This window comes from Pseudomonas purpurea (genome assembly GCF_039908635.1).
Lineage (GTDB): Bacteria > Pseudomonadota > Gammaproteobacteria > Pseudomonadales > Pseudomonadaceae > Aquipseudomonas > Aquipseudomonas purpurea.
Map to the genome: position 1 here is coordinate 182,700 of NZ_CP150918.1, position 14,296 is coordinate 196,995.

The window sequence follows — 14,296 nt, forward strand, 5'->3', positions numbered from 1 at the left end:
AACGGGAGCAAGCACCCTCGCCACAGGTGAATCAATCGCTCAATTTTTCGATGACAAATCCGCCATGCCCTTGAGCAATTCGATCGGCAACGGAAAGACAATCGTCGAACTCTTGTCCCCGGCAATCGAACTCAGGGTCTGCATGTAGCGCAATTGCATGGCACCGGGCTGGCGACCGAGCATTTCGGCGGCTTGCATGAGTTTTTCCGAGGCTTGCAATTCACCTTCGGCGTGGATCACCTTCGCCCGCCGTTCGCGTTCGGCTTCGGCCTGTTTGGCGATGGCACGGATCATCGATTCGTTGAGGTCGACGTGTTTGATTTCGACGTTGGCGACTTTGATGCCCCAAGCATCCGTCTGGGCGTCCAGCACTTGCTGGACGTCGAAGTTCAAGCGCTCGCGTTCGGCCAGCAATTCGTCCAACTCATGTTTACCGAGCACCGCCCGCAAAGTGGTTTGCGCCAGTTGGCTGGTGGCCATGAGGAAATCTTCGACCTGGATGATCGCTTTTTGCGGGTCAAGCACACGGAAGTACAGCACCGCGTTGACCTTCACCGAGACGTTGTCGCGGGTGATCACGTCTTGCGGCGGGACATCGAGCACCACGGTGCGCAGATCGACCCGAACCATTTGCTGGACCACCGGAATCAACAGGATCAGCCCCGGGCCCTTGACCTGCCAGAAGCGCCCAAGCTGGAACACCACCCCGCGCTCGTATTCGCGCAGGATGCGGAAGGTCGACGATGCCAGCGCAATCACCAGCACCAACAGCGCGGCAAAACCCACTTGCAGGCCCATGATCATTCTCCTTGCGGCGCCGCGTCAGCCGCGGCCACTTCCAGCAGCGTTCCCTTGCGCGCCACCACCCGTACCTGTTGCCCCGGTTGCAGCGGTGTGGCACTCCGTACCTGCCAACGCTCGCCTTGCAAATGCACCCAGCCGTAACAGGCACTGCCGGCCTGCAACGCCGTTACCGCCGTCACGCTGCCGACTAACCCAGCATCGCCGCTGACAGTCTGGCGCGGTCGGGTTTTCAGGGCATGGATCAGCAACGCGATCAACAACAGCGCGCTGACCAGCGAAAGTCCGATGAGCAGAGGTGCGGGGATGTCGGCGTTGCTCAAAATGATTGCACCGATCACGAACATCAAAATGCCGCCCAGCCCGATCACGCCGTAATTGGGCAGCACCGCCTCGGCCACGAGAAACGTGATACCAAACATCATCAGCCAGACGCCGAGCGGGTTGGGGACCAAGAACACAAGCGTGTCTGCGGCGACTACCGATCCGCTCAGCCCCAACAACAGCGCAACTGCACAACACCACTCACGAATGTTCACTTGACCCTCCAGGAGAGCCATCCGTTTGCGAGCCACACGGCGGCCCTGTTTACAGTCTAGTTGAGCTTGGAGTTGAACGAATTTTGATCAGTTGTAGTCGACACTTCCAGTGGGCAGATTTTTCGTCGCCGCCCGGCATCGGGCCTAGACTTTGTAGTGAGACCAAGCCGTTTAATCATTGTCCGCCAGCCGTTTTTGCGGACACCGAGGTGCATCATGCGTATGGCAAGAACCGTGCAGCGCAGCCTGGAAGAGGCGCGCTGCGAATTTGACGTGGTGACTCACCCGCATTCGGCCAGCAGCCTGGAAACCGCCAGGGTGGCGGGCATTCCTGCTGAACGCGTGGCGAAATCGGTGATCCTCGACGACCACCACGGCCACTACCTGATGGCCGTGTTGCCGGCCAGCCGGCATCTGGACCTGACCAAAGTGCGCGGCAGCGGCGAATGGCAAGTCACCCGCGAAAGCACCCTGGCCCATCTGTTCAACGACTGCGAACGCGGCGCCGTGCCGGCCCTGGGCGAATCTTACGGCCTGGACATGGTCATCGACCCGATGTTGACCCGTCAAAAAGAGATCTACGTCGAAGCCGGCAACCACAACAACCTCGTCCACATGAGCATGGACCAGTACCTGAAAATGGTGCCGCATGCCGAAGTGTGCGAAGTGAGTCATTAACCTGATGGCCACGCTCCCACTGTGGGAGCGTGGCTTGCCCGCGATGGACTGCACAGCAGTCCCCGCCCTTCCCCAAGACACCTCAGGAACCAGCTCCCATGGAATCACCGACCCATAGCCTCCCCAACCTGTTCAAGCAACTCGGCCTGCCCGACGATGCCGAAAGCATCGACAAATTCATCGCCACCCACTCACCGTTAAAGCCCGAACTGCACTTGGCCGACGCGTTTTTCTGGACCAAAAGCCAGGCGGACTTCCTGCGTGAAGACATCCTCGACGATTCCGATTGGGCGGAGGTGGTGGATCAACTGGATGTGCTGCTGCGGAAGGGGCGGGGGGTGTAAAAATCTGAGGAGAAACGGCAAATCGTGCAAAAAACTGATGAGCGATGAAAAAAACTGGGCTTTAATCGGGTTTCTGAACTTTTTCTGTGGATGCGCACGATGCCCTTGGTTGGATACGCCTACCTGCATGATGCCTTAAGACTCAAAGCCATTGCGCCTACGCGTGTGGCGATGATCAAACCCGTCACCCGCGTATCCATGATCGGAGATTGCCTGGCTGTTCCACAGTCAGTTGCACCTGCAAGCGACTCGACCCTTGAGCACATATTCTTTGCGCTCAAGCATGAAGGCATCAACCTAGCCATTCTGGCGCAAGCGCTTGAGTCTGTGCCTGCTGAAGAGTTGCTTCAGGAGCTAGCGAAGGCCCCGAACGGTGTATTCGTTCGAAAAGCCTGCTATCTCTGGGAAGGTTTAACCCACCGGCGACTCGACTACGAAACGTCTGTGAATAGCCGATTTTCACCGCTGTTTGATCCTGCACGGTATATCACTGGCCCCACCGTTAGAAATGCGCGCTGGCGTATCGAGTTTAATGGTCTTGGCTCCCTTCGCTATTGCGCCGTTGTTGAGCGGACTTCCGAGCTTGAAGCTCTGCTCAGCCTCGACATCCTCGGTCGCGCCAAAACCTTCATGGCAACGTTGCCAGCAGAGATGATGGACCGCGCCATCAACTGGGCGTATCTCCACGAAACCCGTGATTCCTTTGCCATCGAGAGGGAAGAACCCAGCGATGAAAAGTCCCGACGTTTCGTTCAATTACTGCGCCAGGCCCATGACGGTCGCGAGCTGAGCGAAGAGTATCTGGTGGAATTGCAGAACAGCACGGTCTCCAATCCTTTCGATAAAGCTGCGTTGTTTCGCCATGAACAAAACCATCTGCATAACGGCCTGCGCGGTGCCGCCGGAGTTAGCTATATCCCGCCTGAACCGGACCTGTGCCGTGAGTTGATGGACGAACTGATGACGTTCGCCAATCAGTCGTCGCGAAAGGTCGATCCATTGGTGGCCGCCGCTGTAACCGCGTTTGGTTTCGTCTTTCTCCATCCGTTCATGGACGGCAACGGTCGACTTTCACGCTTTCTGATCCACCAGACCCTGTGTCATTCCGGCGCTCTGGAAAACGGCCTGCTGCTGCCGGTTTCCGTCGCCATGAAACACGAAGAGCCTAACTACCTGGCCGCCCTCAAGGACTTTTCGCAACCGGCCCGTGATTTCTGGAATGTCACCTGGCTGGACGCCGACCAAATGGCCTTCGAGTTCATCGGCCATCCCTCGATTTACCGCTTCTGGGACGCCACCCGCTGCGTCGAATTCACCCTGCAAATGGCCCGCCGCGCCCTCGAAGTCGAATTGCGCGCAGAAACCGAATTCCTCGATCGCTATGACCGCATCGTCAAAGCGGTGAACCAGCGTTATGACGTACGCGGCAGCGACCTGTCGAAACTGGCAATGATGTGCCTGGACAACGAGGGCAAGGTTTCCAAGCATCGGCGCAAACAGTTTCAGTACAGCGTGCCGGAAGTGGTGTTTGAGTTTATTGAGGCCGAAGCGGGGCGACTGCTGGCCGATGTATGAAAGGGCCCGAAAGCCCGAGGAAAGTTCCGAAGCTCGCCCGGTCGGTTGCGAAGCCCTAATCGCACCCCTATAGTTCGCCACGTCGCCGCACATCGGCGACAGGATTTGGCGATCCTACTTCATAACCCAGCGCTTCAGCGTCCAGTATTCTTGCGCCTCGACATTATCGGTCGAGGTGAGATGCTTTATGGCGGCTGTGCGTGGGAGACCTTCGGGTCTGCCGGGTTTGGGGTATGGACCGGTTCGCCAACCTGCGTACAGCTGCCACCCCTTTTCGTTTGGCGACGATGAGTGATGGCTTCAAAAAACTACTTTTTTGAGAGCTACCCATGCACCCATATCGACCGCTGAGCACCAACCCAACCCCCGTCTGCGTTCTGGCCTACAACATCCTCGCGCCGACCCACTTCCTCCACGAAACCGCCTGTAGCCGTGTGCGTATCGGCACCGATCTGCTGGAAACCCTCACCTCGATCACCCTTCGCGATCTCAACGACAAAGACTTCTACCGCCTGATCAATGCCGCGTATGTGTCATTGCGCGATGGGCTGGACTTGATGGAAGAGTTGCAACACCGCTTGGCGAAACAGGCGGCGCAAGCGAGTTAAGGTTGCTGCAATGCGTTCCCGCGCAAGGCGCGGGAATGTTCATTTCTCAAGAGGCCATTGGCGCGAGGTATGGACCAAGGCGAGTATCCAAGCGGTTCCCTGATCCAGTTGATAGACCAGTCGGTAACTTTGATGAGGGATCAATTCGTGAGTACCAGAAATTGTCCCTACAGGACCGCATTCAGGGTGGAGTGAGAGGCGAGAAACCGATTCGCTGAATCGGTTGTCCATCTCGATGGCTGCTCGTGGGTTTACGGCGTGGAGATAGTCCCAAATGTTTGCACGATCCTGTGCTGCGGCTGGCGTCCAAATTACCCTCATCCTTGTCTGGCTGCTTGAGTACGCTTGGCAGCAAATTCGGCTTCTACTTCATCGTTTGTCAGGCCTTCGCCTGCCCGCATGGAGACTCGTGCGATATCGACTTTACGTTGCAAAAATGCCTCGTACTCACGCGATTCCCGTTGTGTTTGAACAAACTGCCGCATCATTTCCCGGACAATTTGCGACGCTGGCCGATGAGAGGCTTCTGCTTCAGCCATGAACTGTTCGCGCAGCTCGGGTTCAAGTTTCATCGTAAAGACGGCTTGTTTGGACATGATCTGCTTTCCGGGGTTGAGTACTGAAAAAGTATATACATCTTCAGTATGTATTCATCACAGCCCAGATGTTGCCGCGACGAGCGGGCGAATTCGCGATCTCAACGACAAAGACTTCTACCGCCTGATCAATGCCGCGTATGTGTCATTGCGCGATGGGCTGGATTTGATGGAAGAGTGTGCAACACCGCTTGGCGAAACAGGCGGCGCAAGCGAGCTGATGCGATAACGATGCTCCGTGTCAGCTTCAGACTGAACGTGGAGCATCCTGCTCCAGCGGCGAGCACCAAACCTGTGGCGAGGGAGCTTGCTCCCGCTGGGTTGCGAAGCGACCCTGAAATCAGCCACCGCGAGTATTCAGATGGAACGCGATGGCCGGATTACGACCGCTTCGCGGCCGGGCGGGAGCAAGCTCCCTCGCCACAATGGATCACCAGGCGATAGATCTCCGTTAATTTACCGGCATCAGGACAACCCCCCCCTCGCCACAGGTTTGCGCACTACACTAATTTGTTTCAAAACTTGACTGAATTTCCCCTCCAGTGCGATATTGATAGTTAGCAAACTAACAGTGTGCGAATTCCCTCGTGTCCCAGACCCTCGACGCCCTTCAGATGAACATCAGCAGTACCATGGTGGTGGCCGCGCGGCATTGGCGGAAGATCTGCCAGACCACGCTGGTCAACTTTGGTATTTCCGAAGCCTGCGCCGCCCCGTTGTTGATGATCGGGCGTTTGGGCGAGGGTGTGCGGCAGGTGACGGTGGCGCACGCGGCGGGAATGGAGAGCCCTTCGCTGGTGCGGCTGCTCGATCAGCTGTGTCAGGCCGGGTATGTTTGCCGCACTGAAGATCCTCTTGATCGTCGCGCCAAGTGCCTGAGCCTGACCGACAGCGGTCGCGAGTTGGTGCAGGCGGTGGAAGCTGAATTGGTGCGACTGCGCCGTGGCGTGCTGGAAGGCATCGCCGCGGCGGATCTGGAAGCCGCGCTGCGGGTGATTCGTGCATTCGAGGGTGCCGAACACGAGCCGGTGGGCCCGTCTTGAAAGGGTTCTTTTGCGGAGTGCCGCCGGCCCGCGACTGGTTTTACGGCGTGCGCACCTTCGCCGCGTCGATGATCGCGCTGTACATCGCCATGCTCATGCAAATGCCGCGTCCGTATTGGGCGATGGCCACGGTGTACATCGTTTCCAGCCCGTTCGTCGGGCCGACCAGTTCCAAGGCCTTGTACCGCGCCATCGGCACCTTGACCGGGGCGGCCGCGGCGTTGCTGTTTGTGCCGATGTTCGTCCAGAGCCCGTATGTGCTGGTGGTGGTCATTGCGTTGTGGACCGGCATCCTGCTGTTTTTGTCGATGCACCTGCGCACGGCCAACAGCTACGCGCTGATGCTCGCCGGTTACACCTTGCCGCTGATCGCCCTGCCGGTGGTGGATAACCCGTTGGCGATATGGGATGTGGCGGAGGCGCGAACCGAAGAAATCTTCCTCGGTATCGTCTGCGCGGCGGTGGTCGGCAGCCTGTTCTGGCCACGGCGGCTGGCGCCGGTGTTCGATGATGCGGTGAGCAAGTGGTTCGGTGCCGCAGTGACTTACAGCCAACGTTTCCTGACCCGCGATGTAAAGCCTGAAGAAGTCAGTGCCTTGCGTGCTTCGATGGTCGCGACCTTCAACTCCCTTGAAGTGATGATCGGCCAGTTGCCTCACGAAGGCGCCCGACCGCAAACCGTGCGCAATACCAAAGAGCTGCGCGGGCGGATGATTCACCTGCTGCCGGTGGTGGATGCGCTGGACGATGCGCTCTACGCCTTGCAGCGCCGCACCCCCGAGCTTGTGGATAAATTTGCGCCGCTGCTGAGCGCGGCGCTGCAATGGCTCGACAGTACCGACGCAAACATCGAACGCTGGCAAGCCCTGCGCAACCAGCTCGAAGCCCTGCAACCAAGCGCTGAGGCGCTGGATGATCGCAAGCAACTGCTGTTTTCCAACGCGTTGTATCGCCTCGGCGAATGGATCGATTTGTGGCAAGACCTGCGCAGCCTGCAAGCGGCGATTCACTGCGAAAGCCAGGACAACTGGCGCGCCGTTTACCGCCATTGGCGGCTGGGTCGGCTGACGCCGTTTCTCGACCGTGGGTTGATGCTCTACTCGGCGACGTCGACGGTGCTGGCAATCATCGTCGCCTCGGTGCTGTGGATTCTGCTCGGCTGGAGCGATGGCGGCAGCGCGGTGATTCTGGCGGCGGTGGCGTGCAGCTTCTTTGCGGCGATGGACGACCCGGCGCCGCAGATTTACCGGTTCTTTTTCTGGACCGCACTGTCGGTGCTGTTCGCCAGCCTTTATTTGTTTCTGATCCTGCCGAACCTGCATGATTTCCCGATGCTGGTGCTGGCGTTCGCCGTGCCCTACATCTGCGTAGGCACCCTGACGGTACAGCCTGCCTTTTACCTCGGCATGCTGCTGACCATCGTCAACACCTCATCGTTTATCAGCCTTCAGGGCGTTTACGACGCGGACTTCCTGAACTTCGTCAATTCCAACCTCGCCGGGCCTATCGGGCTGTTGTTTGCCTTCGTCTGGACCCTGGTAGCGCGCCCGTTCGGCTCAGAGCTGGCGGCCAAGCGCCTGACCCGTTTCAGCTGGCGCGACATCGTCGGCATGACCGAGCCGGCCAACCTCGCCGAACACCGGCAGTTGGGCGTGCAGATGCTTGACCGACTGATGCAGCATTTGCCGCGGCTGGCCATGACCGGCCAGGACACCGGCATCGCGTTGCGCGAAGTGCGGGCGGCGCTGAACCTGCTTGACTTGCTGGCGTACGCGCCGCGGGTGTCGGGCGTGCCAAACGTGTTGTTGCGTCAGGTGGTGGCCGAGGTCGGCGAGTACTTCAAGGCTTGCCTCAAGGCTGGCGAACGCTTGCCGGCGCCGGCACCGTTGCTGATGACCATGGATCGCACTCGCCGCGCGCTCAATGGCCAAGCCCTGCAAGGTGACGATGATACCCGCCTGAACCTTCTGCACGCCCTCGCCGGTCTGCGACTGGCGTTGTTGCCCGGCGTGGAATTCATCGGTGGCAGCGAGGTTGAAGAGCTGCTTCCACATGGCATTGATGGAGCGCCTTTATGATCGGTGATCTGGACGTCAGCGGGGTGTTCCTGCCTACCTTGCTGGTGCTGATGGGCATTACGTACGTGTTGTACCTGCTGGTGCACGGGGTGCTGACGCGCCTGCACTTTTATCGCCTGGTCTGGCACCGGGCGTTGTTCAACGTGGGTCTCTACGCCTTGCTGCTTGGCGCCGTGGACTCACTCAGTCGATACCTGATGACATGAAAAAACCTGTTTTGACCCTTGGTCGTGTGGTGTTGACCCTGCTGATCGTGACGCTGGCCTGTTTCGTGGTCTGGCGCATGGTGATGTATTACATGTTCGCGCCGTGGACCCGGGACGGGCACATTCGGGCCGACATTGTGCAGATCGCCCCGGATGTTTCCGGGCTGATCCAGCAAGTCGAAGTGCGCGACAACCAGTGGGTAAAACGCGGCCAGGTGCTGTTCAGCATTGATCAGGACCGCTTCAAACTGGCCTTGCGTCAGGCCAAGGCGTCGGTCGCCGACCGTCAGGAAACCCTGGCGCAGGCCCAGCGGGAAGCCAAGCGAAACCGTGGCCTGGGCAATCTGGTGCCGGGCGAGCAACTGGAAGAAAGCCAGTCTCGCGTGGCCCGCGCCGAGGTGGCGTTGATGGAAGCCCAGGTGGCGGTGGACAGCGCCCAGTTGAACCTTGATCGCTCGGTGATTCGCAGCCCGGTGGACGGTTACGTCAACGACCGTGCGCCGCGGGCTCAGGAGTTTGTCACCGCCGGTCGCCCGGTGTTGTCGGTGGTGGACAGCACGTCCTTTCACATCGACGGCTATTTCGAAGAGACCAAACTCAACGGTATTCATGTCGGCCAGAGCGTCGATATCCGCGTGATCGGTGACCGTGCGCGATTGCGCGGGCATGTTGAAAGCATCGTCGCCGGCATCGAAGACCGCGACCGCAGCAGCGGTTCCAACCTGCTGCCCAACGTGAACCCGGCGTTCAGTTGGGTACGCTTGGCCCAGCGGATTCCGGTGCGCATTGCCTTTGACGATGTGCCGGCAGATTTCCGCATGATCGCTGGGCGTACTGCGACCGTGTCGATCATCGAGGAGCCGGCGCAATGAAAGCGGTCGCCGGTTTAACCTCGGTGGGCCTTGGCCTGCTGCTGTCGGCCCTGTCAGGCGGTCGGCCCGGATTACCAGTTGCCCAAGGAGGCCGCGGTACACCGCGATGACTTTCAGGGCGAACTGACTGCACGCAACCAGAACGTGGTTTCCGCGCCGGTGCCGGGCGACTGGTGGCGCTTGTACCAGGACCCGCGTCTGGAGGAGTTGGTGCGCCAGGCCCTGGCGTCGAACACCGATTTGCGGGTGGCGGCGGCCAACCTCTCTCGTGCCCGTTATCAGGTCGAAGAAGCCGAATCCGCAGGCGGCTGGAGCGGCGGCGTGAAGCTGGGTGCACAGCGTTTGCAGGAGTCCGGCGAAGCGTTTTTGCTGCCGGAAAAAGTCCCGGTGGCCAATGTCGGTGATATTGCCTTCACCACGTCCTATCAGTTCGACTTGTTCGGCACCTTGCAGCGCGGCATCGAAGCGGCCAAGGCCAGCGCCGACGCAACCCAAGCGGCCTCCGACACCGCGCGCATCACCGTGGTCGCCGACGTCGTGCGGGCCTACACCCAAGTGTGTGCGGCCAACGAAGAGCGGGAAATCGCCGAGCACTCGCTGGACCTGCAAGGCCAGAGCACCGCGCTCATCCAGCGCCTGCGCGATGCCGGACGCGGCGACGAAACCCAGGTCACGCGTTCGCAAACCCAGTTCAAATCCTTGCGCGCCGACATGCCGCGTTATGAAGCGTCGCGGCAGGCCGGGTTGTTCCGCTTGTCGATGCTGCTGGCCAAACCGGTGGATCAACTGCCTGCCGGCACCGGCAGTTGCAACGAGCTGCCCAAGATTGCGCAATTGTTGCCGGTCGGTGACGGCGCCACGCTGCTCAAGCGTCGCCCGGACGTGCGTCAGGCCGAGCGCCGGTTGGCGGCCGCGACGGCTGAAATCGGGGTCGCCACCGGTCAGTTGTACCCGGACATCAGCATCGGCGCGACCGTCGGCACGGTCGGTCTTCTTGATCACCTCGGCCAGTCGCAGACCAATCGTTGGGGCTTCGGCCCGTTGCTGACCTGGACCGTGCCGTCCAACGGCGCCCGGGCGCGGGTACGCGAGGCCGAAGCCGAGACCCAAGGTGCGTTGGCGCATTTTGACGGGGTGGTGCTCAACGCGATTCGCGAAACCCAGACCGGCCTGGCGCAATACTCGGCGCTGTTGCAGCGGCGCGACGCATTGGCGGATGCCAGGCAGTCGGCGCAACAGGCGGCAGACCAGACGCACCGCTTCTTCCAGGCTGGCCGCGCCTCCTTCCTGGCCGACTTGCAAGCCACGCGCACCTACACCGACGTCCTGGCGCAACTGGCGTCGGCCAATACCCAGGTCGCCATGAGCCAGATCGACTTGTTCCTGGCGCTCGGTGGTGGGTGGGAAAGCGGACGAACGCAAGGCTTGTCGCCGACGAAACCCTGAGGCCATTGCTATGCTTTGAAGTGTTGGGTTCGCGCGGGTGAACCCGGCAATCAAGGCTCGCGTTGGCGATGGGGATTCCAATAATGAAAAACCCTTATGCTCCTGGTTTCTGGTGCGCAATTGCCGCGCTGGTGCTGCTCTCGGCGACTTATTTCTACGGCGTCATGCTGACCCATCAGATTGACAAGGCTCTGGTCTTTCTCGACAGCGCGAGCGCGCTGATCGGTGTGATGTCGATCATGGTCGTGGCCTGGGCTTCGTTCCAGGGCCAGCGCATCAAGCGCAAGCATCTTGAACAAGGCAAGACCCTGGTGATGATCTGGGACACCAAAGTGGCCTTGCGCCGGGTTGAAACCGTGTTTGATCGCTACTTCTGGGGCAGTTACTGGCAGCCGGGCCGTACCTTTCAGGAAGTGATGGGCGAACTCACTGGCACCCCGCTGGAAAAAAGCCTCGAAACCCTGAAAACCCGATGCCTGGCCCTCGACAAGCAAGTCACCGAAGAAGGCTGGCACTGGCTCAACAACGCCCGTGAACTCAGCGACGTGGCCAACGCCATGGCCCGCGAGCGCTATCAACTGGACTTCTGCGACCCGCGCTCCGAATCACCCAACGGAACGGTGATCAACCGGGACTTTGAAGTGCTGGTCTACACGTGGACCGCGCGGCTCAAGAGTTTCGACCATCAACTGGACGAGATCGAGGTGCAGTATTCGTGAGCGGCGCGGTCAGCCGCGTGGGTCGAACATCCTCGGGTCGTAACTGAAGTCATACACTTCAAGCACCTTGATCCGGCTGACGGCGGGGTGCCGCGGGTTGACCACCAGGTTCAGCTCCAGCGGCAGAATCACCGACGGCACCATCAACCCGAGCTGCTCCAGCCCATTGAGCCATGCGGTGCCGAAGTCCATGCTCGGGCGGTCGCAGGGTCGTGCGTCCCAGCCTTCTGGAAGGCTCTGGGGCGTTGGTTTCAGGTACAGCTCAGGTTCGTCGGGCAGTTCGAAACAGGTGATTTTCACCGGGTAATCCGGCATGCGGGTGGCGTGGACGAAGGTCTCCAGGGCGCAGATGGCCGGTGTCAGGCCCATGTACACCGCCGCCACGTCCACGTCGTTCCAGCGCCCGCCCTCGATGGCGGCGCCCATGCCGCTCAGGTCTTTCGCCCGTCTGGCCTTGGCGATGCGCCACGCCCGCATCAGGCGACGCCGCCCCATTCCATGGCGTTGAGCACGCGGCGAACCTGCTTGGCGCCGATTTCCATTTCACACAGTTCGATGGGCGTCTTGTTGCCCAGCACGGCGTTCGGCGTGGCCATCCAGCGTGCAGCCTTGTCGTCGTCTTCGAAGACTTCGGCGGCCTGGGTGGCGACGGTGGCAATCCGGTCCAGTCGCTCGGAAGCCACCGAACCCAAGGGTTTGTCGTCCTTGCGGCGGCGTTCCAGGGTTGACGTCGAGGTGTTGAACAGCACCTCCGCCAACCGGCTGCTCAATCCGAAGGTGGCTTTGGTCTCATCGATCCACGACGCCGGAAAACCTTCAAGGATCAATTGCAGACGCTGGTTTTCACTGTGGCTCAGCAAGGCCCGGGCCTTGCCCCAGAATAACGGCTGTACCACTGCGCTGGCCTGCACGCTGCGGGCAGCGCGGACCGTGGCCGGTTTGCGGGCGAGGGTTTCGACGCTCATGGCTGCTCCTGTCATTTGACGCGTTATGTGTCGTCAAAAGAAGCATAGGCCAATCGGAAAAAAGGTTCACCTGCGGCTGACCAGTGGCCTATCGACACTTTTTTATGGGGAATACAGCGCTGTCTGGCGTGGCAAATGCTAATATTTGCGCGTTTCACGCGCAGTCGAGCTGCACCCGTGAAGGGTTCAGGGAAGACGACCACATGTTCAACAACGGATATCGATCGGGTAAAAAATGAATAAGTCAGCAGGCGTACTGTTAGGAATCGTCGTCGCAATCGGTGCAATCAGTGCAGGCGGCGCCTGGTACACCGGCACCAAGCTGGAAGGGGTGTTGCAGGCCTCGATTGCGGACGCCAACAAAGAGCTGAAAGAAGCTTTGATCGGTTCCGACGGCGCGATGACCGTCGAACTGGTTTCCCTGGACCGTAAACTGTTCAGCAGCACCGCCCACTACCGCCTCAAAGGCCAGGGCGCCATGTTCGGCGAAGACCCGGCAGGCGTCGAGCTGCTGTTCGTCGACCGCATCGAGCACGGCCCGCTGCCACTTTCGCGCCTGACTTCTTTGAAGTTGATGCCGGTCATGGCCACCAGTCACTACGAACTGGAAAAGACCCCGCTGACCGAAAAATGGTTCGCGCTGACCAAGGATGCAGCTCCGCTCAAAGGCATGGTCAGCATCGGGTATGACCGCTCCACTGACGGCACCCTGGAACTGTTGCCACTGGAACTCGGGATGGAAGACACCTCCACCCTGAAGTTTTCCGGCCTGAACGTCGAGATTTCGGCCAGTGCCGAGGCCAAGAACGTCAAGGCCAAAGGCTACATGGACAGCCTGAAGCTGGTTGCGAACACTGAGGGCCAGGGTCCTTCCGAGGTTGAGTTGAACGGCCTGACGCTGGTCAGCAACATGACCAAAGGTGCCTACGGTTCCTACATGGGTGACAACACCCTGGAACTGACCAGCACCCGCGTGGCACTGCCGGAGCAGAAGACGCTGCTGATCTTCAAGAACTCCGAGATCAAGACCTCCTCGCAAGAGTCCGGCACCAACGGCTCGGGCCGCGCCGAATACAAAATGGGTGAAGTCGCGTTCAACGGCAAGGTCATCGGTGGCGCACAGATGGCCTGGAGCCTGAAGAACCTTGATCTGCCGGCGACCATGTCGCTGGTCAAGATCTACCAGACCAAGCTGCAACCGTACGAAAAAGCTTCCACCGAAGCGGCAGAGGCCGGTTTGCCGACACCTGAGCTGAAGCTGACCGAAGCCGAACAGGCGCAGGTCAAGCTGGACCTGCAAAAGCTGCTGGCCGCCAAGCCACAGATCGCCATGGAAAACCTCTCGTTCAACACGCCTAACGGTGAAAGCCGCGCCAGCCTGTCGGTCGAGCTGACCAAACCGGCCTCCATGGAGCTGCCGGTGGATCAACTGGCTCGCCAGATGATTTCCCAACTGAGCGTGAACCTGCAAGTGTCCAAGCCGATGATCATCGACCTGATGACCCTGCAAGGCGAAATGGAAGGCCAGGCCGACCTCAAGGCTGTTGCCGATCAAGCCACCGCTGCCAGTGAAATGGTCAGCAGCATGGCGGTAGGCACGCAATTGGCGAAGCTGGAAGGCAACAACATCGTGTCCAAGCTGCACTATGCCGACAACAAGGTGGACTTCAACGGCCAGAAAATGACCGTCGAAGAATTCGTCGCCTTCGTCAACAGCAAAGCGGGCGGTGCCGGCGCCCTGCAATAAGGCCCCGCACCACCCAACGGTCACGGCGCGCATGCGCCGTTGACCACCGAACGCCCAGCGTCCGTTTTTCACGGAGCCG

The 14,296-nt window shown here is 60.0% G+C and carries 17 protein-coding genes and 1 pseudogene; 12 read left to right on the forward strand and 6 right to left on the reverse strand.

Annotation, left to right across the window (positions count from 1 at the left end; genetic code table 11):
- Positions 1-39: 39 nt before the first annotated feature.
- Together AABM54_RS00800 and AABM54_RS00805 are read right to left on the reverse strand one after the other, a co-directional pair.
- Entirely contained in the window at positions 40-801 is a 762-nt protein-coding gene (locus AABM54_RS00800) for a slipin family protein (RefSeq protein WP_347906110.1), read from the reverse strand.
- Positions 801-1,340: an NfeD family protein gene (locus tag AABM54_RS00805; protein WP_347903110.1), complete on the reverse strand. Its 540-nt coding sequence runs from the start codon at positions 1,338-1,340 to the stop codon at positions 801-803. The genes AABM54_RS00800 and AABM54_RS00805 overlap by 1 nt, the downstream gene beginning before the upstream one ends.
- 216 nt (positions 1,341-1,556) lie before the next feature.
- Between AABM54_RS00805 and AABM54_RS00810 the strand changes: the two genes are divergently transcribed.
- The 4 genes from AABM54_RS00810 to AABM54_RS00825 all read left to right on the forward strand — a co-directional run bounded on the left by AABM54_RS00810 (position 1,557) and on the right by AABM54_RS00825 (position 4,545).
- Positions 1,557-2,018 carry a YbaK/EbsC family protein gene (locus AABM54_RS00810; protein WP_347903111.1) on the forward strand — a complete coding sequence of 154 codons (462 nt, stop codon included), beginning with the start codon at positions 1,557-1,559 and terminating at the stop codon, positions 2,016-2,018.
- A 98-nt stretch (positions 2,019-2,116) separates the two neighbouring features.
- Positions 2,117-2,362 carry a DUF2789 domain-containing protein gene (locus AABM54_RS00815; protein WP_019691148.1) on the forward strand — a complete coding sequence of 82 codons (246 nt, stop codon included), beginning with the start codon at positions 2,117-2,119 and terminating at the stop codon, positions 2,360-2,362.
- A 99-nt stretch (positions 2,363-2,461) separates the two neighbouring features.
- Positions 2,462-3,937, forward strand: a complete 1,476-nt coding sequence (locus tag AABM54_RS00820) for a Fic family protein (protein WP_347906111.1) — start codon at positions 2,462-2,464, stop codon at positions 3,935-3,937.
- 329 nt (positions 3,938-4,266) lie between these two features.
- Positions 4,267-4,545, forward strand: a complete 279-nt coding sequence (locus AABM54_RS00825) for a hypothetical protein (RefSeq protein ID WP_347903112.1) — start codon at positions 4,267-4,269, stop codon at positions 4,543-4,545.
- A 39-nt stretch (positions 4,546-4,584) separates the two neighbouring features.
- Here the strand turns inward: AABM54_RS00825 and AABM54_RS00830 are convergent, their stop codons facing one another.
- The gene (locus AABM54_RS00830) at positions 4,585-4,866 is read right to left on the reverse strand and encodes a type II toxin-antitoxin system RelE/ParE family toxin (protein ID WP_347903113.1); all 282 of its coding nucleotides are present in this window, start codon (positions 4,864-4,866) and stop codon (positions 4,585-4,587) included.
- Positions 4,863-5,141, reverse strand: coding sequence for an antitoxin of toxin-antitoxin stability system (locus tag AABM54_RS00835; protein ID WP_347903115.1), 279 nt, complete (start codon positions 5,139-5,141; stop codon positions 4,863-4,865). The genes AABM54_RS00830 and AABM54_RS00835 overlap by 4 nt, the downstream gene beginning before the upstream one ends.
- Between AABM54_RS00835 and AABM54_RS00840 the strand changes: the two genes are divergently transcribed.
- The 7 genes and pseudogenes from AABM54_RS00840 to AABM54_RS00870 all read left to right on the forward strand — a co-directional run bounded on the left by AABM54_RS00840 (position 5,134) and on the right by AABM54_RS00870 (position 11,505).
- Positions 5,134-5,370 (forward strand): hypothetical protein, encoded by a 237-nt coding sequence (locus AABM54_RS00840; protein WP_347903116.1) that lies wholly within the window; start codon positions 5,134-5,136, stop codon positions 5,368-5,370. The genes AABM54_RS00835 and AABM54_RS00840 overlap by 8 nt on opposite strands.
- A gap of 385 nt (positions 5,371-5,755) precedes the next feature.
- The gene (locus tag AABM54_RS00845) at positions 5,756-6,184 is read left to right on the forward strand and encodes a MarR family transcriptional regulator (protein ID WP_347906112.1); all 429 of its coding nucleotides are present in this window, start codon (positions 5,756-5,758) and stop codon (positions 6,182-6,184) included.
- Positions 6,181-8,262, forward strand: a complete 2,082-nt coding sequence (locus tag AABM54_RS00850) for an FUSC family protein (RefSeq protein ID WP_347903117.1) — start codon at positions 6,181-6,183, stop codon at positions 8,260-8,262. Before AABM54_RS00845 ends, AABM54_RS00850 begins: the two co-directional genes overlap by 4 nt.
- Positions 8,259-8,468, forward strand: coding sequence for a DUF1656 domain-containing protein (locus AABM54_RS00855; protein ID WP_093426042.1), 210 nt, complete (start codon positions 8,259-8,261; stop codon positions 8,466-8,468). The genes AABM54_RS00850 and AABM54_RS00855 overlap by 4 nt, the downstream gene beginning before the upstream one ends.
- A complete protein-coding gene (locus AABM54_RS00860) occupies positions 8,465-9,340 on the forward strand; it encodes an HlyD family secretion protein (protein ID WP_347903118.1) in 876 nt (291 codons plus the stop codon). Before AABM54_RS00855 ends, AABM54_RS00860 begins: the two co-directional genes overlap by 4 nt.
- A pseudogene (locus tag AABM54_RS00865) lies at positions 9,337-10,786 on the forward strand (efflux transporter outer membrane subunit). The gene AABM54_RS00860 and the pseudogene AABM54_RS00865 overlap by 4 nt, the downstream one beginning before the upstream one ends.
- An 83-nt stretch (positions 10,787-10,869) precedes the next feature.
- Positions 10,870-11,505, forward strand: coding sequence for an NADH:ubiquinone oxidoreductase subunit N (locus tag AABM54_RS00870; RefSeq protein ID WP_347903119.1), 636 nt, complete (start codon positions 10,870-10,872; stop codon positions 11,503-11,505).
- 9 nt (positions 11,506-11,514) lie between these two features.
- On the opposite strand, the gene AABM54_RS00875 is transcribed toward AABM54_RS00870, so the two are convergent.
- A complete protein-coding gene (locus AABM54_RS00875; protein ID WP_347903120.1) occupies positions 11,515-11,982 on the reverse strand; it encodes an RES family NAD+ phosphorylase in 468 nt (155 codons plus the stop codon).
- Positions 11,982-12,470: an antitoxin Xre/MbcA/ParS toxin-binding domain-containing protein gene (locus AABM54_RS00880; protein WP_347903121.1), complete on the reverse strand. Its 489-nt coding sequence runs from the start codon at positions 12,468-12,470 to the stop codon at positions 11,982-11,984. Before AABM54_RS00880 ends, AABM54_RS00875 begins: the two co-directional genes overlap by 1 nt.
- 235 nt (positions 12,471-12,705) lie before the next feature.
- On the opposite strand from AABM54_RS00880, the gene AABM54_RS00885 reads away from it, so the two are divergent.
- The gene (locus AABM54_RS00885) at positions 12,706-14,217 is read left to right on the forward strand and encodes a YdgA family protein (protein ID WP_347903122.1); all 1,512 of its coding nucleotides are present in this window, start codon (positions 12,706-12,708) and stop codon (positions 14,215-14,217) included.
- Positions 14,218-14,296 lie beyond the last annotated feature (79 nt).